The sequence below is a fragment of the Streptomyces formicae genome (assembly GCF_002556545.1).
Lineage (GTDB): Bacteria > Actinomycetota > Actinomycetes > Streptomycetales > Streptomycetaceae > Streptomyces > Streptomyces formicae_A.
The window spans coordinates 3,324,545-3,346,770 of record NZ_CP022685.1 but is presented as its reverse complement, the minus strand read 5'-3'; the positions used below and the strand labels follow the sequence as shown (position 1 = coordinate 3,346,770).

The window sequence follows — 22,226 nt, the reverse complement described above, 5'->3', positions numbered from 1 at the left end:
GCTTCCCGCTTCCCGCTTCCCGCTTCCCGCCTCACGACTCCCGCCTCGCGCTTCCCGCCTCCCGCCTCGCGCTTCCCGCCTCGCGCTTCCCGCTTCCCACCTCTCGTCTCCCGCCTCACTCCCCGCGCAGCGGCGCTTCCGCGAACTCCTTCATCCCCTCCTGGAAGCCGACTTCGGCCCGCCACCCCAGCTCGGACCGCAGCCGTGACGAGTCCGCCGTGATGTGGCGTACGTCGCCGAGCCGGTACTCCCCGGTGACGACGGGATCGGGGCCGCCGTACGCGTCGGCCAGGGCCCGCGCCATCTCGCCGACGGTGTGCGGCTCACCGCTGCCGGTGTTGTAGACCGCGAGCGCGCCCTCCGCCGGGGCGGACCCCGCCTCCAGTGCCGCGACGTTGGCGGCGGCCACGTCCCGTACGTGGACGAAGTCCCTGCGCTGCGCCCCGTCCTCGAAGACGCGGGGCGCCTCGCCCCGGGCGAGCGAGGAGCGGAAGAAGGAGGCGACGCCCGCGTACGGGGTGTCGCGGGGCATCCGGGGCCCGTACACGTTGTGGTAGCGCAGCGACACCGCCGCTGCGCCCGTCGACCGGGCCCAGGCCGCCGCCAGGTGCTCCTGCGCGAGCTTGGTCGTCGCGTAGACGTTCCGGGGGTCGACGGGGGCGTCCTCGCCGACGAGGCCCGGCCGCAGCGCCGCGCCGCAGGAGGGGCAGGTGGGCTCGAAGCGCCCGGCCGCCAGATCCTCGGAGGACCGCGGCCCAGGACGCACCACACCGTGCCGCTCGCAGGCGTAACGGCCCTCTCCGTAGACGACCATCGACCCGGCGAGCACGAGCCGTCGTACGTCCGCGTCGGCCATGGCGCCGAGCAGGACGGCGGTGCCGAGGTCGTTGCGCGACACGTACTCCGCCGCGTCGGCGAAGCCGTTGCCAAGCCCCACCATCGCCGCCTGGTGGCACACGGCGTCCACGCCGGACAGCGCGCGGGATACCGCGTGGCGGTCCCGGACGTCGGCACCCGCTCCTTCCCGCACATCGAACACGACGGGCTCGTGCCCCCGCGCCGCGAGCGCCTCGACGACATGGGACCCGATGAACCCGGCTCCGCCGGTGACCAGTACACGCATGACTCGCACGCTAGGCGCCGCACCGGCAGGACCCCAGCGCCACGCCCCGCACGTCACCGCTCCGTAAGACCTTCTCGGAGCCCAGCGTCAGTCTCGGTCGGCCGAGCGGCGCAGACGCTCGCGCAGGCCCTCCGCCAGCGGGCTCCCCATCTTCGTGTGGAGGGAGATGGCCCTGGTCAGGTCGTCCCGCAGCGTGGAGCGGTCGGCGCCGGGGCGTTCGGCGATGGAGACGAGGTCGAGCAGGGCCTCGGCCTCGTAGGCGTGGCCCTCGACCAGCTCCAGCGTGTGCGCCGCTTCGCGCAGGATCGGCACGGCTTCGCCGGTCCTGCCCAGGTTGTCGAGGGCGCGTCCGAGCGCGGCGGTGGCCCGGGCGGCCATGCGGCGGTCGGGCGTCGGCAGGGCGAGCAGGTCCGTGCGGGCGCGGCTGAGCGTGTCGACGGCCTCGTCGTGGTCGCCGCGCGCGTCCTGGGCGCGGCCGAGGAAGAACGCGGCGATGGCCGCTCCGCGCGGCTCCCCGCCCTGTGCGTTGAGCTCCATGGAGCGCCGGTACGCCGCCACGGCCCGGTCCGGGTCGAAGCGGTCCCAGTACCGGCCGGAGAACTCCAGGACCGAGGCGTACAGCACCGGGTCGTCGGCGATCTCCGCGCAGGAGCGCGCCGTCGCCAACTCGCGCTGCGCTCGCTCGTGTTCACCGGTGTCCATCAGGGGGCGGGAGAGCAGACTCCGTAGCCGCGCCTCGGCGGCAGGGGCCACCGCGGCGGCCGCGTAGCGCGCGCCGAGTTCCAGGGATTCCCGCCAGTCGCCGAGGTGGCGGTGGTGCAGGAACAGGACGGTGAAGCACTCGGCCAACTGCCAGCCGGGCGTGTGCAGGGCGGGTTCGTCCGCCGCGCGCAGGACCGCCATGATGTTCGCGCGCTCGGCCGCCAGCCAGTCCAGCGGGCGCGGCCCGTTCGGCGCGGCGAACGGATCGGGTTGCTCGGCCAGCAGGGTGCGCAGATCGGCGACGCGCAGGCGGTCCGCACGCTCCGAGCGGTCGGCGAGCGCTGTCAGGAGCAGATAGTGCGTCAGCACGCGCTCCGTCACCGCGAGCCCGGTGCCGAACGGCTCCTCCACGCCCGCGCGCTCGCGCGCGTGGAGACGGACGAGGCCGTGGAACCGGTACCGGCGTTCCTCCGTGAGCTCCACCAGGCTCATGTCCTCGAGGACGTCGAGGAGTACCTGGGCCGATTCCAGGTCCTGGCCGGTGGCCGCCGCCGCTGTCGCCGCGTCGAAGGTCGGGCCGGGGATCCAGCCGAGGAGCCGGTAGCCGTGGGCCAGGTCGGCGGAGAGCTGCCGGTAGGCGGAGTCGAGGACGGCGGACACCGGGGACTCGCCGCCCACGCTCAGCGCGGACAGCCGCCGTCCGTCGTCGGTGAGTTCGGCGGCGAGGGCGTCCAGCGTGAGGCGCGGCTCGTTCACCAGCCGGGCCGCGGCCACGTGCAGCGCGACCGGCAGGCCCGAACAGAGGCCGACCACGCGCTCGGCGGCCTCGGGATCGGCGGCCACCCGCTCCTGACCGCACCGGTCGGCGAGGAGCAGGAGCCCGGCGGCCCCGGTGAGCGGCTCGAGGGGCAGCGGGCGGGCGCCGTCGAGGGTGAGTTCGCCCAGCTTGGCCGTGCTCGTCGCGAGCACGGCGCTGCCCGGACCGTTCGGGATCAGGGCCCGCACCTGCGCGGGGGAGGACACGTCGTCGAGTACGAGCAGGACGCGCAGGTCGGCCGTCCGGTCACGGAAGAGCGCGGTGCGTTCGCCGAGGGACGGGGGCAGGTGGGCGTCGGCCACTCCGAGGGAGCGCAGACAGTGGCCGACGGCTTCGGTGACGTCCGCGCCCGCGTGATTGCGCAGCGCCGCGAAGTCCACGTAGAGCCGACCGTCGGAGAAGTGCTCGCGGGTCCGGCGCGCGTGCGCCCAGTAGTGGGCGAGCGCCGACTTCCCGACTCCGGGCGGACCGGCGAGGACGCGGACGTCCACGTGCGAGGGATCGGCGCCCCAGTCGAACTGCCCGTTCAGAACGGCCAGCTCGTCCGAGCGATTGATGAAGTGATGGCGCAGGGCCGGTACTTGTGAGGGTGGGCCAGGGCGGCGGAGGGCTTCGGGTACGTGGTACGAGATCGGGGGGTCCGACGGGGGTTCTCCCGCCGAGCCGCGCATGTCGCTTAAGAGATCGACCAGTTCCTGAGCAGTCTCGGAACCTTGCCGCAAGGCGTGCCGGATCCGTCGCCGCAGCTGATCGGCGCAATCGCCCACGGCATGCGGGCTGTCCGACTGCAACGAGTCGGCCAACTGCGCCACGGCGGAGCGAAGTTGCTCGACATCGTCGGTGTCGGTGTCGGTGTCGGTCTGGGGATCGCCGCCTTGACGCTGGCGTCGGCTGAACAGGCGGGTGAGGCGGGTACGCGCCTGGGTCCATGCCTCCGTGACGGCGAGCCCGACCACCGTGCTCGTCGCACCCGACGCGGCGAGCGCCGCCACCTCGATCGCCACAGGGTCCCCTTCGCGTACCGCCGTGCTGCCGCATCAGCCGTGCTTCTCGTACCGATGACCACCGTAGAGGGATCGCCATCGCGTGGGTAGCAGGTCCATGAAGAACGTCGAGGTCGGGGGCTTCAGGGCATGCGGGGGCGCAGCCGCAGCCGCGTCTCACGGTCGCCGTCCGCCGCGCCGTCGAGGCGCAGGTTCACGTCGATCCCGTACGGGGGGATGCCGGCCCGCAGGCAGGCGTAGACGACGGAGGCGGCAAGCGCTGGATCGACGAAGGCGCCGGGGGTGACGGGGGTGTCGGGGGTGTCGGGGGCGTCGGCGGCGGCCACTTCCACGGCGCTCCCGTCGCGCAGGCTCACCAGACACACCCCGGAGCTCACCCCGTTCGCGGCGAGGAGGCTTCCGGGCCAGCGCGCCAAGGTGGCGCGGGCCCAGTGCAGCGCGGCGGCGGGGTCCGGCGCGGGTGTGGAGCCGAGCAGGACGGAGGCGCTCTCGGTGAGGTGTCGGTCGCGTTCCTCGGCGGGCTCGACCGCGAGGTGCCAGAAGGACCGCTCGGTCTCGGGCCGCTCCCGGCCGACAGAGGAGGGAAAGCGGCTGACGCCGATGGTGAGGCGGCCGGGGGCAGTGGCCTCGGCGCCGCCCAGGCGGGTGCCCACGACCCACGAGGTGACCGGGGCCGAGGGATCGGCCGGGGCGGCGAGGGCGCGGGGGCGCGGCGCGTCGGTCGGCGGAAGAGGGAGGCGGAGCAGTTCGTACACGGCCTCACGCAGGCGGGCGAGCGCGGTCCCTGGCAGCTCGAACGCGCGGGCGACCACATCGGCGTACGGATCGTGGCGGTGGTCCGCGTGGTCCTGCATGACGCCGTCGACCTGCGTCAGGAGCCCGCCCTCGGGATCGAGCCGGGGCGCGATCCTGGCCAGGTCGGCGCTCGCGGTGCCGGGCACGGCCTCGCTGCCGTGCGTGGCCAGAGCGGTCGGTCGGCCGAGCGCGGCCCCGTAGAGGGTGACGGATCCGTGGTCGCCGATCACCGCGTCGGCGGCGACGAGCGCGGGCCGCCAGTCGTGCACGGGCGGCATGAGCAGGAGCCCGGCGTCGAGGGCGGCGGCCTGGAGCGTCCGGATGTGCCACGCTCCGTGCGCCGACCATACGTTGGGGTGCAGGATCAGGCCGACTCGGTGGGTGTCCCAGGGCAGTTGGCCGAGGAGCCGTGCGGGCAGCTCGGGGTTCCGGGCGATGAGCGACGTCGGCCCCCAGGTCGAACTGACCATCACCAGGCGCTGGTTGTCCTGAACGCCCAGAGCGGCCCGGTAACCCTCCCGCCGGTCTTCGCTCACGAGCAGTTCGTCGAGGCAGGGATCGCCGACGAGCAGGGTGCGTCCGGCGGTCTTCGGGTGGGCGGTGGCCAACTGCCGTTCCTGCTCGGGGTGCGAGACCGCGAGCCAGGCCCGCCCCGCCTCCAGCAGCTCGTCCGGCACGACGCCCGAGAGGCGCTCGCGCGGGGCACGGGAGTCCGGAACGTACTTCTGGAAGCCGACCCCGTGAGGGAGGACCAGCACCGGGCAGCGTCCGGTCGGCAGGTCGATGTGCTCGCTGGCGCTGATGATCAAGTCGGGTTCGACGTGCGGGAGTTGCTCCCACGGCATGACGCGGCAGCCCGCGTCGTGGAGCAGGTCGATCGCGCCGTCGCTGAAGGCGGACCCGGGGTCGTGCGCGAAGACCGCGGTGACCCGGGCATCGCCGCGCAGCAGCGCGGGCAGGACCTCCAGGACGCGGATGGTGGAGGTGAGGGTGCGGGCTGCGACGACGAGCGTGCGCTCGCCGGGGAAGGTGTGCCAGCGATGGGCATCGTCACCTACGGGGACCCGCAGGAACGGGATGTCAGCGAAGCGCGCGGCCACCCCGACCCCCCGAGCGTCCGGCGCTGCCTACGCGGCTCGCGGCTCGCGGCTCGCGGCTCGCGGGGCATGGTCGCTAGCGTAGTTCAAGCTGTCTCGCAACCCTTCAGATGTGCGGCGGGGGACCCGGGCGTCCGTGACAACCGTAAGGGTCGGGCCTGTCGCACCGTCAGTCACACCTGTGCTCTACCTGTTGCCGCGGCGCTCGCCCTCGCGGGTGCAGGGCAGTTCCGCGGCCGTGTTGTGCACGTGGAAGTCGCGGGTGGCCTGCCGTTCGACTTCGGTGAGGGCGGTCGGCCGGACGTCGACGATGCCGCCGAAGGGCCGGTCGACGTCCCGGATGACGCACAGCGTGGTGGTGAGCAGCGCGGTGATCACGGCGAGGGTGATCATCTGCCCGCGGTTGTTCTTGCGGGGCAGGCAGATGCCGAGGGCCACCACGGTGATGGTGAGGGTGGCGAGCAGGAACCAGAAGATGACGCTGGGGATGCTGGCGGTCGCCTGGGTGAGCCGCTCCTCGCGTTCGTCGGAGCGCTTGTTGTCGGCGGCGATCAGCATGCCGAAGACCGGCTTGCCCTGCAACGGACGGAAGGTGTGACGGAAGTCGGTGGACCACACGTTGGGCGCCGCGGACCCGTTGCCGTCGGCCATGGCGGGCCATTCCCGCATCCTCACGGCGCGCGCGTAGCAGACGGCGTCGGCCTGGATCCGCTCCCGCTGGTCCGAGGGCGCGTACTCGGCGGTCTCCACGAGCTGGTCCAGAGCGCGTGCCTCACCCCGCGACGCGACTTCGGCCTTGCCGTAGGAGCCGTTGGCGGTGACCAGGACGAAGGCCAGCAGAAGGATGGTCAGGGTCAGCAGAGGCCCGACGAGGTCTTTGACGGCCATGCCACTGCCGTCGTCCTCACTGAGCAGCCGGGGCCGAAGGAAACGGTTGGCGGCCAGCCCCGCGAGCAGGGCGAGAACGGCGACGACGATGACGAGGACCATGGATGGGCATCTCCGGGGCGGTGGGGCGGCGCGGCAGGGACAGCGGGGCGCGGAAGGCGCTGCGCGATCTTGCCCGGAGGGCCACCGTCCCGAACTGGCGAAACGATTGCTCGCCCTCGCACGAGGGACATGCTTTGGGCCAGTGGGCGGCCACGACGGTGTCCTCCGGAGAGCGTTGATTCCCGCGAGCGTGAGCGAGAGCCCGCCCGACTGCCGACTGATACCCGGTGATCCCCGTGCCTGGCACGCCACGTTCAGTCGCTGATGTCGACTCCGTAGGCGCGTGCGAGGCCGGCGAGTCCGTGGTCGTACCCCTGCCCGACGGCACGGAAGCGCCAGACGGACCCACGGCGGTAGATCTCGGCGAGGAGGAGGGTGCGTTCGCTGGTGGCCGCGTCCAGGGTGGCCTGTGCAAGTGCCGCGGCACTGTCGTCCGGCGCGGCGGCCACCTGGATCGCACCGATGTCGCCGAAGGTCGCGCCCCCGTCGATGGCGGCCGCGATGACGACTGTGCGTGAGGCGGGCGGGAGCGAGGCGAGGTCGATGGTGACGGTCTGTTCGGCGGGGCCGTCGGTGAGGAGGCGGACCGTGCCGCCGGGGTTCTCCGGTGCGCCGTAGAAGACGAAGTCTTCGTCGAAGGTGACCTGTTCGTCCTCGTCGAGCACGAATGCGACGACGTCGATCTCGGCGAGGTCCTGTGGGACCCAGCTCGCGGTGACGTGCCAGGGGAGTGCGGGAGTTCCGGACGGCGGTGCGGGCAGGTCGACGACACCGCCGCGCGGCAGTACGCGCGGAGCGGAGGGCCGGGCCGCGGTCGGTGCCGTGCCGTCAGCGGCCCCGTCCGCCCGCCCGGCGGCGGCTGTCGGCGAGCTGAGCCAGTGCTCGTCGTGCAGCGGAAGCCCCAGATCCGCGATTCGGCGCCTGCGGCGGTCGTATTCGCCTCCGGCCAGTACGACGACGTCGGTGACGCTGCACGAGAGGTTGACGGCAGCGGAGCCGCCCAGCGCGACGATGCGCGTACGGGCCGCGACCGCGTCGGCGTGCGTACCGCCCAGGACGAGCACCCGCTGCCCGGCCAGCGGCTTGCCCGCCGACGGAGTCGTTTCGGGCTCCGGCGGGCGCGGCGCCGGAACGACCGCTTCCAGTGCCTGGTCGGCGGTCTCCGGCACCGGAACAACGGTCTCCGGCATCGGAACAACGGCCTCCGGCACCGGAACAACGGTCTCCGGCATCGGAACAACTACCTCCGGCACCGGGGCGGCGGCCTTCGGCGCAGACGCCTGGTGGAGCGTGCCGGTCTGTACGTCGCCGAGCAACCGGAGGAAGGCGGGCTCGTCGATGATCGGCACGCCCTCGGCGACGGCTCGCCGGGCCTTGGCCGACCCGGACGCGGAGTCGTTGGTGACCAGCGCACTGGTGTGCCGACTGACCGACGACACCATGTTCAGCCCGGCAGCGACCGACCGCGCCACCAGCTCCGCGCGCGAGGTCGCGGTCTCCCCGGTGATGGCTATCTTCATGCCTTGGAGGAGCGGGCCGCCGGGCTGCAGTCGCCCAGGATTGCGGTACGCGCAGGGTGTCTTCGGCGGCTTGGGAGTGAATTGCGAGTCCTGCCGGGGCGGGCAGGCCACCAGCGGCAGCGGCAGGTCGAGCAGGGCCGCCTCCCGCAGCGTGGCGCGGAAGATCCCTGCGAGGACTCTGGTGTCGTCCAGCGCGTCGTGCGCCTGGGTCTGCGGTACTCCGTAGTGCGCGGCCAGCGTGCCCAGTTTCATGTCCTGGAGCGGCAGATCCACCTGCCGGTTGAGTGCGAGAGTGCACAGACGCTGGGAGACCGGCAGATAGGCGCGGGCCCGCGCGAACTCGTGGGCGAGGAAGTCGTAGTCGAACTGCGCGTTGTGCGCCACCAGGACCCGGTCCCGCAGCAACGCCCCGATCTCCCCTGCCACCTGCTCGAAGGTCGGGGCCCCGCGCAGCCGCTCGGCGGTCAGGCCGTGTACGTGCACGGGCCCGGGATCGCACCCGGGATTAAGCAGCGTCGAGAACTCCCCGGTCTGCGCACCGTCCCGCCCGATGGTCACCACCGCGATCGACAGCACGCGGTCCCGCCGGGCGATGAGCCCCGAGGTCTCCACGTCCACGAGCGCCCAGTCGAAGGCGTAGCTCCGTAGCCCGGAGAGGTCGAGGGAGGGGGAGGGGACAGCAGCCATGCCGGAAAGGATGCTGCGGAATCAACCGTTCCATCAACCTGAATGTCTATTTGTGCCGATACGTGGTGACTAGGTGCCGTCGATGGGGGGGCTCGGCGGCAAGAGGTCATCCCCGGTCGGACTGCCGACCACCTCGCCGTTCAGTGGCCTGTGGTCCTTACCGCGTCACTACGGAGTACTCGCTAACGTGCCCCGAGCCAGCAAAAACGCCCTCCCCAGGGGAGGGCGGAACACCGCACGGACATGAGCGCCCCCGGCAGGACTCGAACCTGCGGCCAAGCGCTTAGAAGGCGCCTGCTCTATCCACTGAGCTACGGGGGCCGGGTGTGGCCGGGTGGCATGGAGTCCGGATGTGGGGGAGATCCGTGACCTTGCCGGGGACAAGGATAGGGCTCCCGGGGCCCTGTCCCTGATGCTTCACCTCCGCGCCGTGATGTGGAGGTTCAGTGAAGCGGTCCTGATAATCGCAGGCAGGTGCGAATCTCGCATCGCTTTTGGCGTCTCACGCCCCGGGTGTTGTGCACTCGTTATGCCTGCGCCCCCAGTCGCCCCTTCCATCCCCTGTGTCCGATCGGCGCGCAGAGGCTTCCATATGCTTCAGAAAGCCGCCAAAATTGGGCATTCTTCGCATGTGGTGACCTTGGACGTACGGCCTCAATTGCTTGACGCACTCTCCGCCCTGCGCGAGCGTGTCGCCGCCGCACGCTTTCCGCTCCCCCTGCCGGGGGCGCCACGCGCGCGTGCCAACCGGGACGAGCTTCTCGCGCAGCTCGACGACTATCTCGTGCCCCGGCTGAGGGCGCCCGAAGCGCCCCTTCTCGCCGTCGTCGGCGGGTCCACCGGAGCGGGTAAGTCCACTCTTGTGAACTCCCTGGTGGGGCGGCAGGTCAGCGAGGCGGGGGTGCTGCGGCCCACGACGCGTACGCCGGTGCTCGTCTGCCATCCGGATGATCACCACTGGTTCGCGGGGATGCGCGTCCTGCCGGACCTCACGCGCGTGTGGATGCCCCAGGAACAGCCCTCGGAGGGCGAGGACGACGAGGACGGTGGCGACGGCGACGACGACCTGCCGGGGCTCTACGGAGGCGCGGACGGGGCCGACGGGGCCGACGGGGAGCGGGCGCTGCGGATCGAGACCGCGGAGAGCCTGCCCCGGGGGCTCGCCCTCCTCGACGCCCCTGACGTCGACTCGCTCGTCGCCGACAACCGGGTGCTGGCCGCCGAGCTGATCTCCGCGGCCGACGTATGGGTGATGGTCACCACCGCGTCCCGGTACGCCGACGCGGTGCCCTGGCACCTGCTGCGCACGGCCAAGGAGCACGACGCCACCCTCGTCACGGTCCTCGACCGCGTCCCCCACCAGGTGGTGACCGAGGTGTCGCGGCAGTACGGGGCGCTGCTCTCCAAGGCGGGCCTCGGCGACGTCCCGCGCTTCACCGTCCCCGAGCTGCCCGAGTCCGCGGGCGGTGGCGGGCTGCTTCCCGCCACCGCCGTCGCGCCGCTGCGCGCCTGGCTCACGCACCGCGTTCAGGAGCCCGCGGCACGCGCCCAGGCCGTCGCCCGTACCGCGCACGGCGTCATCGACTCGCTCAGCGCCCGGATGCCGGAGCTCGCGAGCGCCGTCGCCGCGCAGTACGCGGCCGCGCTGCGGCTCACGGCCGCCGTCGACGAGGCGTACGAGAACGAGCACGCGCGCGTGCGGGGCCGTCTCCAGGCGGGCGGCGTGCTCGCCGGGGGAGCCCTGAAGCGCTGGCGCAGCTACCCGCTCGACTGCGGCGCGGGCGAACTGCTCGACGCCATCGCCGAGAGCCTGGAGGCGCTGCTCCTGTGCGCCGTCACCGCCGCCGACGAACGCATCGACGAGGCGTGGCGCCGCGAACCCGCGGCGGGCGCCCAGGGGCTCGCCGACCGCGACCCGGAGGCGGAGAGCGCCGAGCACCGCATCGGGATGGCCGTCCGCAGGTGGCGGCGCGTCCTGGAGGAGTACGCCGAGGACGAGGTGCGCGGCATCGAGCGGATCGACAAGAGCCCCCTGCCGGACCCCGAATCCGTCGCCGCCCTGCTCGCCACCGCCCTGCTCGGCGGGCGCAGGGCCCGCGCGGCGGGCGAGATCCTCGCCGAACGGATCGGCGCCACGGGCGCGGTCCGGCTGCGCGACAGGGGCGGGCGCCTGCTGACCGACTACCTGGAGAAGGTCCTCGGCGCCGAACGGGAGCGCAGGCTCGCCCCCCTGGACGCCCTCGACGTCCACCCGGAACCCCAGGCCGAGCTGATCGCCGCCCTGTCCGTACTGCAGAAGGAGAGGTGACCGCATGACCGCCGTCACTGATCACGCCGATCACGCCGATCATGCCGATCGCGCGGATGACACCGAGTACGACGAGAGGCCGGAGAGGTCCGGGAGGCCCGGGCGGCCTGACGGTGGTTCCGAAGGCGCCTGGGACGACGGCCTCATCGCGCGGCGCATGGCAGGCGGGCCACGGGACATCGGCATCGGCACCGGCACTGGCACCAACACGGGCAACGGCACCGGCACCGGCACGCACGCGTACGCGCCGACCGCGCCCCCCACGTCGTACGAAGGACCGCTCCGCGCCCGGCTCGACGCGCTGCGCGAGCTCGTCGGGCTCTCCCGCACCCGACTCGACGGGGGCACCCTCGCCGAGGCGGGCCGCGTCCTGGACGAGGCCGCCGCCCGGCGCAGGCTCTCCGAACGGCACACCGTCGTCGCCATCGCGGGCGCCACGGGCAGCGGGAAATCGACCCTCTTCAACGTGCTCGCCGGGGTGATGATCTCCGAGACCGGCGTGCGCAGGCCGACCACCGCCGCGCCCATCGGGTGCAGCTGGACGGACGGCGCGGCGGGACTCCTCGACCGGCTCGGCATCCCCGGACGGCTGCGGCGTCGCCCTCTCCAGGGGCCCGGCGCCGACGACCTCCAGGGGCTCGTCCTCGTCGATCTGCCCGACCACGACTCGGCGGTCGGCGAACACCGCGAGCAGGTCGACCGGATCCTGGCCCTCGTGGACGCGGTCATCTGGGTCGTCGACCCCGAGAAGTACGCCGACGCGATGCTCCACGAGCGGTATCTGCGGCCCATGGCGGGCCACGCGGAGATCACGTTCGTCGTGCTCAATCAGATCGACAGGCTCCCCGGGGACGCCGCCGACCAGGTGCTCGACGATCTGCGGCGGCTCCTGGACGAGGACGGCATCGCGCTCGGCGAGCACGGCGAGCCGGGCGCCACCGTGCTCGCGCTCTCCGCGCTGACCGGCGACGGGCTGGGTGAACTGCGCGAAGCGCTCGGCCAGTTCACCCAGGAGCGCGGCGCGGCGGCCCGCCGGATCTCGGCCGACCTGGACGCGGCCGCCGCCCGGCTGCGTCCCGTGTACGTCGAAGGGGCGACGTCGGGCCGGGGGCGCGGGCGGGTCGGGCTCAGCGAGGAGGCGCGCGAGGAGTTCGCCGACCGGCTCGCGGACGCCGTGGGGGCGACCGCGGCCGGTGACGCGGCGGAGCGGTCCTGGCGCAGGAACGCGGGCAAGGCGTGCGGTGACCCCTGGTTCCGGCTGTGGCGGTGGTACGAGGCGCAGCGCACGCCGCAGATCGGCACGGGACCGGTCGTGGAGCCGCCCGCGGACGAGGAGGCGACGGCCCGTCAGCGCGTCGAGCACGCCGTGCGCACGGTGGCCGACGAGGCGGCGACCGGGCTGCCCGCGCCCTGGGGACAGGCGGTGCGGGAGGCGGCGGTACGCGGCGCCGAGGGGCTGCCGGAGGCGCTCGACGAACTGGCGGTGACCGCGGGCGTGCCGGCGGGACGGCCGCCGCGGCCCGGCTGGTGGCCGGTTGCGGTCCTCGCGCAGGCGGCCATGACGATGCTTCAGATCGTCGGGGGGCTCTGGCTGGTCGGGCAGATCATCGGGGTCGCGCAGCCGAACCTGGGCGTGCCCGCGCTGTTGATGCTGGCGGGCATCGTGGGCGGTCCGTGCGTGGAGTGGGCGAGCCGGATGGCGGCGCGGGGCCCCGCACGCCGCTACGGCCTCGACGTGGAACGGCGGCTGCGCGAGGCGGCCGCGGGGTGCGGGCGGGCGCGGGTCCTCGATCCGGTGGCGGCGGAACTGCTGCGGTATCGCGAGGTGCGGGAGCAGTACGTCCGGGTGGCCGGGGCTCCCTCCATCGGGTGACGGGGATTTCCACAACCGGGCGGCGGTACACAGGGCTCAGCGGGCTCGGCGCGACCGGTGCAGTCTGAGATCGCAGCCGCGAAGGGCGCGGCGGCGGAAGCGGACGCACGGGAGGGGTTCGGCATGAACGAGACCATGGTGACGGTGGTGGGGAACGTCGCGACGACGCCGGTGTACCGGGAGTTGCCGACGGGACCGGTGGCGCGGTTCCGGCTCGCGGTCCCGACGCGGAAGTACGACCGCGTGCAGAACACGTGGTCCGACGGGCACACCAACTTCTTCACCGTGTGGGCCTGGCGGGCGCTCGGCACCAATGTGCAGGGATCGGTGTCGGTGGGTGAACCGGTCATCGTGCAGGGGCGGTTGAGGGTGCGCGACGAGGAGCGCGGCGGGCAGCACTGGACGTCGGCGGACATCGAGGCGCTCGTCGTCGGGCACGACCTCTCGCGCGGTACGGCGGCGTTCCGCCGGGTGCTCAAGGCGAATCCGGCACTGACGGAACCGGTGGCCGAGCGGGACGGAAAACGCGGCGCGGAGCGTGACGGAGAGCCATCGCCGGTGGGGTGACGGGTCGTCAGTTGGGGCCTCCGCGCGGGTGCCCGAAGTGCGGCTTATTGGCGAATGAATGCCGTTGATTTGTCGATAAGCCCAGCTCGGAGCGGGTGTTGGGGGTAACGATTCCGAGTCGGATCGGTTATCCGACGGTATGACTGGGGTCGGTGGTGTGCCGCTTCCTTAGGATGCCGGAGGTAACTCACGGGGCAGTTTGGCAGGCACGGCCATGCAGGTGGCGGGTGATCCTGCCCTTTTCAATCTGCTGGCGGGACCACCCCCCCTCATGCGAACGGGTCCCGCCCGGAGGGGAATTCAGTGTTTTCAGCGTTTACTGCGCGTAGTGCGTCGTCCATGCGCGGCCGCGGCATCGGAGCCCGCCTCGCCGCTGTCGCCGCGGTCTCGGGGCTCGTCGCCGCGGGCGCGATAGCCGGAGCGGGTGCGGCCCAGGCGGAAGAGGCGCCGCAGCACCGGGGCGGAGCGGTCGCGACGCTGAACGGCCTGCAGACGTACGGCCAGGCCGTGGTCAGAGACGGCGGCAGCACGGAGCAGGTGCCCGCAGGACTCTTCGAGATGTCCGTGGAGAACGGCGGCACGCTGCAGACGTACTGCATCGACATCCACAACCCCACGCAGAAGGACGCCAAGTACCAGGAGACCCCCTGGAGCGGCACCTCGCTGAACGCCAATCGCAACGCGGGCAAGATCCGCTGGATCCTGCAGCACTCCTACCCGCAGGTGAACGACCTCGCCGAACTCGCCGAGAAGGCGGGCGCGCGCTCCCTGACCGAGGAGACCGCGGCGGCCGGTACGCAGGTCGCGATCTGGCGGTACTCGGACGGCGCCAAGGTCGACGCGATCGACCCGCAGGCCGAGAAGCTCGCCGACTACCTGCACAGGAGCGCGCGCGGCAGCGCCGAGCCCAAGGCGTCGCTGACGCTCGAACCGCAGGCCGTCTCCGGGCGCGCGGGAGAGCGCGTCGGCCCGGTCACCGTGCGGACGGACGCGGACGCGGTGACGGTGACGCCGCCCACCGATTCCGCGGCGAGCGGGGTGAAGGTCGTCGGCAAGGACGGCAAGCCCGTGAAGTCCGCGGCCGACGGCAGCCGCGTCTACTTCGACGTACCGAAGGACGCGCCGGACGGCTCGGCCGCGCTCTCCGTGCAGGCGTCGACCACCGTCCCCGTCGGGCGGGCGTTCACCTCCGAGACCAGGAGCCAGACGCAGATCCTCGCGGGCTCCAGCGAGTCGACGGTCTCGGCGACGGCCACCGCCAACTGGGCCGAGAAGGGCGCGATACCGGCGCTCTCCGCGGAGAAGAACTGCGCCAAGGGCGGCGTGGACATCACCGCGGGCAACAAGGGCGACGAGCCGTTCACGTTCCAGCTCATGGGCTTCAAGCACACGATCGAGGCGGGCGCGTCGCAGACGGTGACGATCCCGCTCCAGGAAGACCAGCCGTACGACTTCACGATCAAGGGGCCCAACGGCTTCGAGAAGCGCTTCAAGGGCGTACTGGACTGCCGCACCGAGGGCGCCTCGATCGACAACAAGGCCCAGCCCGTCTCCGAGCCGAGCCCCGCCTCGGCGGGCGGCACCTCGGGCGGCGGCGACCTGGCAGAGACCGGCAGCTCCAGCAATACGCCCCTGATCGCGGGGGTCGCGGTGGCGTTCGTCGTGATCGGCGGCCTGGCGATCTTCCTCCTCCGCAAGAAGAAGGACCCGGCGCAGGCGTCGACCGAGGAGTGAGCAGCCGGTAGTCGCGCAACCGCAGTGCGCGACGGGCGGCCTCGCAGGTGGGAGCGGTCCCGGCGGAGACGGTGAGTATCCGGTTTCCGCCGGGGGCTGGCTGTACGGCAAGATGGGGTGTATCTGCCCACACACTGATTGCCGGACGGTTTCTCTTGGCTGAGTACATCTACACCATGCGCAAGACGCGCAAGGCGCACGGCGACAAGGTGATCCTTGATGACGTCACCTTGAGCTTCCTGCCTGGCGCGAAGATCGGTGTCGTGGGACCCAACGGCGCCGGTAAGTCCACGGTGCTGAAGATCATGGCCGGCCTGGAGCAGCCGTCGAACGGTGACGCGTTCCTCACGCCCGGGTTCACCGTCGGCATCCTCATGCAGGAGCCGCAGCTCGACGAGTCCAAGACCGTCCTGGAGAACGTGCAGGACGGCGCCGCCGAGATCATGGGCAAGCTCAAGCGCTTCAACGAGGTCGCCGAGCTCATGGCGACGGACTACTCGGACGCGCTCATGGAGGAGATGGGCAAGCTCCAGGAGGACCTGGACCACGCCAACGCGTGGGACCTGGACGCCCAGCTCGAGCAGGCCATGGACGCGCTCGGCTGCCCGCCCGGCGACTGGCCCGTGGTCAACCTCTCCGGCGGGGAGAAGCGCCGCGTCGCGCTCTGCAAGCTCCTCATCGAGGCGCCCGACCTGCTCCTCCTCGACGAGCCCACCAACCACCTCGACGCCGAGTCGGTGAACTGGCTGGAGCAGCACCTCGCGCAGTACGCGGGCTGCGTCATCGCCGTCACCCACGACCGCTACTTCCTGGACAACGTCGCCCAGTGGATCCTGGAGCTCGACCGCGGCCGCGCCATCGCCTACGAGGGCAACTACTCCACGTACCTGGAGAAGAAGCAGTCCCGTCTCAAGGTCGAGGGCCAGAAGGACGCCAAGCGGGCCAAGCGCCTCAAGGAAGAGCTCGAGTGGGTGCGGTCCAACGCCAAGGGGCGTCAGGCCAAGTCCAAGGCGCGCCTCGCCCGGTACGAGGAGATGGCCGCCGAGGCCGACAAGATGCGGAAGCTGGACTTCGAGGAGATCCAGATTCCGCCGGGCCCGCGTCTGGGCTCGATCGTCGTCGAGGTCGAGAACCTCTCCAAGGCCTTCGGTGACAAGGTCCTGATCGACGACCTGAGCTTCACGCTGCCGCGCAACGGCATCGTCGGCATCATCGGTCCGAACGGCGCGGGCAAGACCACGCTGTTCAAGATGCTCCAGGGCCTCGAGGCGCCGGACTCCGGCAAGATCAAGGTCGGCGACACGGTCAAGATCTCCTACGTCGACCAGAGCCGCGCCAACATCGACCCCAAGAAGACCCTCTGGGCGGTCGTGAGCGACGAGCTCGACTACATCAACGTCGGCCAGGTCGAGATGCCCTCGCGCGCGTACGTCAGCGCCTTCGGCTTCAAGGGCCCGGACCAGCAGAAGCCCGCGGGCGTCCTGTCCGGTGGTGAGCGCAACCGCCTCAACCTGGCCCTGACGCTCAAGGAGGGCGGCAACCTGCTGCTCCTCGACGAGCCGACGAACGACCTCGACGTCGAGACCCTGTCCTCCCTGGAGAACGCGCTCCTGGAGTTCCCCGGTGCCGCCGTCGTGATCTCCCACGACCGGTGGTTCCTGGACCGGGTCGCCACGCACATCCTCGCCTACGAGGGTGAGTCGACGTGGTACTGGTTCGAGGGCAACTTCGAGTCGTACGAGAAGAACAAGATCGAGCGCCTGGGTGCGGACGCGGCCCGTCCGCACCGCGCCACCTACAAGAAGCTCACCCGGGGCTGAGGCAGCTGTGACTCGGCACATCTACCAGTGCCCGCTGCGCTGGTCGGACATGGACGCCTTCGGGCACGTCAACAACGTCGTCTTCCTGCGGTACTTGGAAGAGGCGCGCATCGACTTCATGTTCCGGCTCGCGCCCGGGGACGGTTCGCCGTCGTTCTCCGGCGGGTCCGTGGTGGCCCGCCACGAGATCGACTACGTACGGCCGTTGGTGCACCGGCACGAGCCGGTCACCGTCGAGTCGTGGGTGACGAAGATAGGCGCGGCGTCGCTCACGATCGCGTACGAGATCAAGGACGACGAGCAGGTCTACGTGCGGGCGTCGACGGTGGTCGTGCCGTTCGATCTGGAGGCCCAGCGGCCGCGCCGGATCACCACGGAGGAGAAGTCCTACCTCCAGCTGTACGTGGACGACAGTGCCGACGGTGGCTCGGGGGCGCTTGCCGCATGACCGCGCGGCTGCACTTCGCCGACGCCGGGGAGGCGGCCGATCTGGCCGCCTTCCTGGCCCGGCTCATCCACTACGACAAGGCGGCCGCGGTGCGGCTGCAGGCCGCGGGGGACACGCTCGCCGTGTTCGGGCGGCCGCCGTCGTTCGAGGTGCTCGCCATTCGTACGGCACGGCTCGCCAAGCCGTACGAGCACGGCCTCGACACCACGCTCGACGTCACCGTCTCCGCGGGTGAACTCCTGGAGTCCGTGGCCGAGTCGGCCGAGTCGGTGCGGACGGCGGGTGTCGCCGCCGTGCCGGGTGCCGTGACCGGGCCCCCGTGGGCCGGGGTGCTCCCGCCGCGCGGCGGCTGGCGGCAGGAACCGGGGCTTCCGGCTCCGGAGGCGGTGAAGGGCCTGGTGGCGGCCGCCGTCGCCGAATTCAAGTCCCGCGTCGAGGAGTTGCCGCAGGAGCGACGGGTGCGGGCCGAACTCGACCGGGTGGGTCGCGAGATCTGGTCGAGGACCATCGGGGAGACCGGGCTTCCGGTGCGGGTCGCTCATGCCGCGCAGGCTCTGGGGTTCTTGCGGGGGGACGCGCTGACCTTGCTGTCTTCCGGGGCCTGGCTCCGGTTGCGTACGGCCTATGGGTCCATTGCCGTGCGGCGGGCCGGTGGTGGGGGACTCTCCGTCATGCCCGCGTAAGCGGTGCCCGGCGCGCCCCTCCCGCAGGGGCGTTCAGTCCCGGTCGTCCGGCCACACGCCGATGTGGTCCTTCTCCAGTTCCAGCGCGACCCGGTCCCGCATGTCCAGGGCCTCCGTGTACTCGGCGGGCAGTTGCAGGCGGCCCGCGCGGTCCAGCATCGCGTATTCGCGGGAGATCAGTGACTCCTGGCCCGTCGACTCGTCGACCTCCGTGCGGCGCAGGACCTCCGTCGAGGTGCGGCCGTCGCGGATGGCGACCGTGCGGCGGACCTCGGAGGCGACCGCCTGGTCGTGGGTGACGATGACGATGGTGGTGCCGAGTTCGTCGTTGGCGGTGCGGAACGCGGCGAAGATCCGCTCCGCGGTGTGCGAGTCGAGCTCGCCCGTGGGCTCGTCGGCGAGGAGCACCGCGGGATCGTTGGCCAGCGCCACCGCGATGGCGACGCGCTGTTGCTGGCCGCCGGACATCTGGTGCGGGCGCCGGTCGCGGCAGTCGGCGACCTCCAGCATCTTCAGGAGCCGGTCGGCACGGTCGGCCTTGGCGCGCTTGGCGCGCTTGGCGAGGGCGCCGCGGCCGTGCAACTGCATGGGCAGCGCCACGTTCTGAGCGGCCGTCAGGTAGGGCAGGAGGTTGCGTGCCGTCTGCTGCCAGACGAAGCCGACCACCTCGCGGCGGTAGCGAAGGCGTTGCTTCGCGCCCATGCCGAGCAGGTCGCAGCCCGCGACGCGCGCGGCCCCCGCGGTCGGCTCGTCCAGGCCCGCGAGGATGTTCATCAGCGTCGACTTGCCGCTGCCCGACGCGCCGACCAGGGCCATCAACTCGCCGTCGCGGACGAGCAGATCGAGGCCCTGGAGCGCCTGCACCTCGACGCCGTCGGTGGCGAAGACGCGGACGAGCCGGTCGCAGGTGATCAGCGCGTCGTGGCCGTAGGCGGGCCGGTCGCGGTGCGCGGTGGCCCGCGCCTCCAGGTCGGCGAGCGAGGGGCCGGTCGTGGCAGTCGCGCCGGTCGTGGCGGAGGTGTCGGTCATCGGTTGTCTCCTGTCCTCAGGTCGACGGCGGCCGTGCGCCGGGTGGTCCACCAGGCCTGGGCGAACGCCACCCCGGCGACGAGTACGACGATGCCCGCCGCGGGGAGCAGCAGGGACCAGGGGTCGGCCCGCAGGGTGACCTCGCCGAGGCCGGTGAGGCCGCCGTGCGCGGCCAGCGCGATGCGGCGCAGATCGAGTCCGTCCGCGAGCAGGCCGATCGCCGCCCACCCCGCGAGGACGCCGCCGACCGCGGCGAGCAGCGCCTGCGGCAGGGCTTCCAGGGCGAGCAGCCCGCGGCCCTGGCGGGCGCTCAGGCCCATGGTGCGCAGTCGGCCGAGCAGCATGCGGCGCCGGGGCGCGGACTGGAGCAGGGAGAGCAGTACGGCGAGGGCGGCGTATCCGGCGGCCGCGGCGACGGCGGCCGCGTACACGTTCTCGGCACCGGACTGGAGGGGCGAACTGGTCAACGCGGCGCGCGCGTCGGCCCGCACCCGCACCTTGACGGCACCGGCACGGGGACCGGCGTCGGCCTCGGCACTGGCGTCGGCGTCGGTACTGGCACCTGCGTCGGCCTCGGCGTCGGCACTGGCACCGGCGTCGGCACTGGCACTGGCACCGGCGTCGGTACTGGCACGGGCACTGGCCTCGGCACGGGCACCGGCGTCGGCACGGGCACCGCCACCGGCCTGGGCCTCGGCACCGGCACCGGCCTCGGCCCTCGCCCCGGCCTTCGCCCCAACCAACGCGTCCTCCACGACCCCCCGCGTGATCCCGCCCCCCGTCGCGAGCAGCGTCGTGTCCTTGGCCTTCGGCAGGCCCGCGCGGTCGATCAGGAGGAAGCCGCCCTGGGTGGGCAGCGCGGGTGTCGTCGTGCGGATCGGGCCGACCTTCGCCTTGAAGCTGCCCGAAGGGGTGCGGAAGGAGTGGGTGTCGGTGCCCAGGAGCCGGGCGACGCCGGGTGAGGCCACGGCGGGCAGGGGCGCGGAATCCGCGGGGCGCGCCGCGGTGAGGTCCATCTTCGTGAGGCGGCCGAGGCCGGTCGACGCGGTCAGTCGCGCGTACGTCTCCGGCTCCACCGCCACCAGCGGTACGGACGAGCCGTCGGGCAGCGTCAGGTTCCAGTCGATGTGCACGGCCGACACCTCGCGCACCCCGGAGGCCCTGCGCAGCTCGGCCGCGAGGGAGGCGGGCAGCGGCCCGTCGGTGCGCTCCACGCGGGCGTCCGCGCCCACCGTGAGGAGCGCCGTGCGGTCGCGGGCGTCGTGCACACCGGCAAGCACCGAACCACCGAAGGCCGCCGTCGTCAGGGCGAGCAGCAGGCCGAGCAGCGGCAGGACATGGGCGGCCGAGGCCCGGCCCGCGCTCGCCATCGACAGGAAGCCGAGCGTGCCCCTGCGCCGCGCCAACGGGCGCGCGAGGAGCCGCAGCGGCAGCGGATAGAGGCGTACGAGAACGAGTGCGGCGATGCAGCCGACGAGCACCGGGGCGGCGCTGACCAGCCAGTCCACCGAGCCGGAGCCGGAACCGGAGCCGGAAGCGCCGCTTCCCGACGAGGCGTTCGACGCCGCCGAGCCCGCGTCCCCCGTACCCCGCCTGCGCAGCGTCACCACCGCGCCCACCGCGAGGACGAGCAGGACCAGTTCGGCCACCGTCCGCCGCCGCGACGGGCGCGCCGTCAGGACGTCGTCGCGGCCCGCGTGCGCCCGCGGCCTGCGGTGCGCGACCGCGGCCCGCACCGGAAGGACCACGCAGGCCAGCGCGCCCACCGCGGCCGCCGCCCAGAGAGAGGGGCCCACGCGCGCGTCCGGCACGGCGAGCACCGCGGCGAGGAGCCCGAGGCCCGCCGCGGGCACCGCCACCACGGAGGTCTCGGCGAGCAACCGGCCCGCGATGCCGCGCACGGAGCCGCCGCGCGAGCGCAGCAGTGCCAGTTCGGTGTGCCGACGCGCGGCGCTCAGCGCGCAGGTCATCAGGAGGACGACGGTCGCGACCCCGCCGACGCCGTACGCGGCCACGGCGACCACCGGCGTGACCGCGTCCCGCAGCCCCGCGTGTTCGGTGAGGACCTCGTCGAGGTCGGTGGAGACCTGGGCGCCCCGGTCCGTGAAGCCCCGCAGCCGGGTGAGCAGCGGGCCGCCCTCCAGGGACGCGATCCGTGCCTTGAGCGGGCTCATGTCGCGGGTGGTGAGGCCGTCGGAGGCGGGGGCGACGCGCCAGTACCGCTGCGGGCTCTGGTCCACGGCGGGCAGGAAGCCGCCCGCCTCGGGCGCGAGCAGCAGCCCGGCGTGCCAGCGCCGGTACTGCGGGGCGGGGCCGGGGGCGAGTTCCTTGGCGGGGGCGGCGATGAAGGGGTCGTACGACCAGTAGCCGCTACCGGGGCGCAGGGGCTCCACGATGCCGGTGATGCGCACGGTGACGCGGGGGCCGTAGGTGGACGGCAGATGGAGGGACGTGCCGACCCGCAGCTTCATCACCCGCGCGGTGTCCTCGGTCACGGCCGCCTCGACGCGGCGGCTGTCGGACGTGACGCCCGCGCCCCGGGGCAGCCGCCCCTCCCGCACGCGCGCGTGCCGGTCGAGTCCGGCCTGGGCGGCCACCGTGAACTGCGGCGGGATCGGGTCGAGCCGGGGCAGCCAGCGGTCCAGGCCGTCCGGCGACTTGACCGTCCGTGCGCCGTACGTCGACTGGCTCTCGTCCCCCCGGATCGGCGCGGGCATGGCCTTGAGCGTCTTCGTGTAGCGCTCGCGCAGCGGTCCGGGGCCCAGCGCCTCCTCGCGCGCGCGGCGGTCGGCCTCCAAGCCCGGCGCGGGGGCGGTGAGTTCGATCCCGGTGCGGGCGGGGCCCGCGTCGGCGACGGCGGTGCGGACCGCGTCGTTCTCGTACGTCTCGACGGCGCGCGGGAAGAGCGCGGCGAGGAAGGCGGTCACGGCCACCAGGGCGGCGAGGGCGACCGCGGCGCCGGGAGCGGCGCGCAACCGGGTGCGGACCCAGGGGGCAACGGCGGGTACGGGCACGTCAGTCGCCTTCCC

At 72.8% G+C, this 22,226-nt stretch carries 14 protein-coding genes and 1 tRNA gene; 7 read left to right on the top strand and 8 right to left on the bottom strand.

The genetic code is table 11. The annotated features are described in order from the left end of the window. Positions 1-115: 115 nt before the first annotated feature. From KY5_RS14255 to KY5_RS14230, 6 genes are all read right to left on the bottom strand, one after another. Complete coding sequence (locus KY5_RS14255) at positions 116-1,123, bottom strand: NAD-dependent epimerase/dehydratase family protein (protein WP_098242602.1); 1,008 nt, start codon at positions 1,121-1,123, stop codon at positions 116-118. Positions 1,124-1,210: 87 nt separating this feature from the next. Continuing rightward, positions 1,211-3,646, bottom strand: a complete 2,436-nt coding sequence (locus KY5_RS14250) for a tetratricopeptide repeat protein (RefSeq protein ID WP_098242601.1) — start codon at positions 3,644-3,646, stop codon at positions 1,211-1,213. A 122-nt stretch (positions 3,647-3,768) separates the two neighbouring features. After that, on the bottom strand, positions 3,769-5,541 hold the full coding sequence (locus tag KY5_RS14245; protein ID WP_234362728.1) for a hypothetical protein: 1,773 nt from the start codon (positions 5,539-5,541) through the stop codon (positions 3,769-3,771). A 183-nt stretch (positions 5,542-5,724) separates the two neighbouring features. After that, on the bottom strand, positions 5,725-6,528 hold the full coding sequence (locus tag KY5_RS14240; protein WP_098242600.1) for a DUF4239 domain-containing protein: 804 nt from the start codon (positions 6,526-6,528) through the stop codon (positions 5,725-5,727). Positions 6,529-6,782: 254 nt separating this feature from the next. Then, a complete protein-coding gene (locus KY5_RS14235) occupies positions 6,783-8,735 on the bottom strand; it encodes a TerD family protein (protein WP_098242599.1) in 1,953 nt (650 codons plus the stop codon). Between the two features lie 248 nt (positions 8,736-8,983). Continuing rightward, positions 8,984-9,056 (bottom strand) — tRNA-Arg (locus KY5_RS14230). 271 nt (positions 9,057-9,327) lie between these two features. Here KY5_RS14230 and KY5_RS14225 point away from each other — a divergent pair. The 7 genes from KY5_RS14225 (at position 9,328) to KY5_RS14195 (ending at position 18,168) form a co-directional block, all read left to right on the top strand. Next, positions 9,328-11,043, top strand: coding sequence for a dynamin family protein (locus tag KY5_RS14225; protein ID WP_098242598.1), 1,716 nt, complete (start codon positions 9,328-9,330; stop codon positions 11,041-11,043). A 4-nt stretch (positions 11,044-11,047) separates the two neighbouring features. Next, positions 11,048-12,916 (top strand): YfjP family GTPase, encoded by a 1,869-nt coding sequence (locus KY5_RS14220; protein ID WP_098242597.1) that lies wholly within the window; start codon positions 11,048-11,050, stop codon positions 12,914-12,916. A gap of 123 nt (positions 12,917-13,039) precedes the next feature. Further along, on the top strand, positions 13,040-13,483 hold the full coding sequence (locus tag KY5_RS14215) for a single-stranded DNA-binding protein (protein ID WP_098242596.1): 444 nt from the start codon (positions 13,040-13,042) through the stop codon (positions 13,481-13,483). A 339-nt stretch (positions 13,484-13,822) separates the two neighbouring features. Then, positions 13,823-15,217 (top strand): Cys-Gln thioester bond-forming surface protein, encoded by a 1,395-nt coding sequence (locus KY5_RS14210; RefSeq protein WP_098242595.1) that lies wholly within the window; start codon positions 13,823-13,825, stop codon positions 15,215-15,217. A 155-nt stretch (positions 15,218-15,372) separates the two neighbouring features. Continuing rightward, positions 15,373-17,037: an energy-dependent translational throttle protein EttA gene (gene ettA, locus KY5_RS14205; RefSeq protein ID WP_098242594.1), complete on the top strand. Its 1,665-nt coding sequence runs from the start codon at positions 15,373-15,375 to the stop codon at positions 17,035-17,037. 7 nt (positions 17,038-17,044) lie between these two features. Further along, on the top strand, positions 17,045-17,485 hold the full coding sequence (locus tag KY5_RS14200) for an acyl-CoA thioesterase (RefSeq protein ID WP_098242593.1): 441 nt from the start codon (positions 17,045-17,047) through the stop codon (positions 17,483-17,485). After that, a complete protein-coding gene (locus tag KY5_RS14195) occupies positions 17,482-18,168 on the top strand; it encodes a hypothetical protein (protein WP_098242592.1) in 687 nt (228 codons plus the stop codon). The genes KY5_RS14200 and KY5_RS14195 overlap by 4 nt, the downstream gene beginning before the upstream one ends. A 33-nt stretch (positions 18,169-18,201) precedes the next feature. On the opposite strand, the gene KY5_RS14190 is transcribed toward KY5_RS14195, so the two are convergent. Then, on the bottom strand, positions 18,202-19,197 hold the full coding sequence (locus KY5_RS14190; protein WP_098242591.1) for an ABC transporter ATP-binding protein: 996 nt from the start codon (positions 19,195-19,197) through the stop codon (positions 18,202-18,204). Further along, positions 19,194-22,211 (bottom strand): FtsX-like permease family protein, encoded by a 3,018-nt coding sequence (locus KY5_RS14185; RefSeq protein ID WP_098242590.1) that lies wholly within the window; start codon positions 22,209-22,211, stop codon positions 19,194-19,196. Before KY5_RS14185 ends, KY5_RS14190 begins: the two co-directional genes overlap by 4 nt. Between the last annotated feature and the right edge of the window lie 15 nt (positions 22,212-22,226).

What these genes read in the sequence shown, in the direction of transcription:
- KY5_RS14210 (WP_098242595.1), top strand. Translation starts at nt 13,823, where the DNA reads ATGCGCGGCCGCGGCATCGGAGCCCGCCTCGCCGCTGTCGCCGCGGTC.
- KY5_RS14220 (WP_098242597.1), top strand. Translation starts at nt 11,048, where the DNA reads ATGACCGCCGTCACTGATCACGCCGATCACGCCGATCATGCCGATCGC.
- KY5_RS14255 (WP_098242602.1), bottom strand. Translation starts at nt 1,123, where the DNA reads ATGCGTGTACTGGTCACCGGCGGAGCCGGGTTCATCGGGTCCCATGTC.
- KY5_RS14215 (WP_098242596.1), top strand. Translation starts at nt 13,040, where the DNA reads ATGAACGAGACCATGGTGACGGTGGTGGGGAACGTCGCGACGACGCCG.
- KY5_RS14225 (WP_098242598.1), top strand. Translation starts at nt 9,328, where the DNA reads ATGCTTCAGAAAGCCGCCAAAATTGGGCATTCTTCGCATGTGGTGACC.
- KY5_RS14240 (WP_098242600.1), bottom strand. Translation starts at nt 6,528, where the DNA reads ATGGTCCTCGTCATCGTCGTCGCCGTTCTCGCCCTGCTCGCGGGGCTG.
- KY5_RS14195 (WP_098242592.1), top strand. Translation starts at nt 17,482, where the DNA reads ATGACCGCGCGGCTGCACTTCGCCGACGCCGGGGAGGCGGCCGATCTG.
- KY5_RS14190 (WP_098242591.1), bottom strand. Translation starts at nt 19,197, where the DNA reads ATGACCGACACCTCCGCCACGACCGGCGCGACTGCCACGACCGGCCCC.
- KY5_RS14235 (WP_098242599.1), bottom strand. Translation starts at nt 8,735, where the DNA reads ATGGCTGCTGTCCCCTCCCCCTCCCTCGACCTCTCCGGGCTACGGAGC.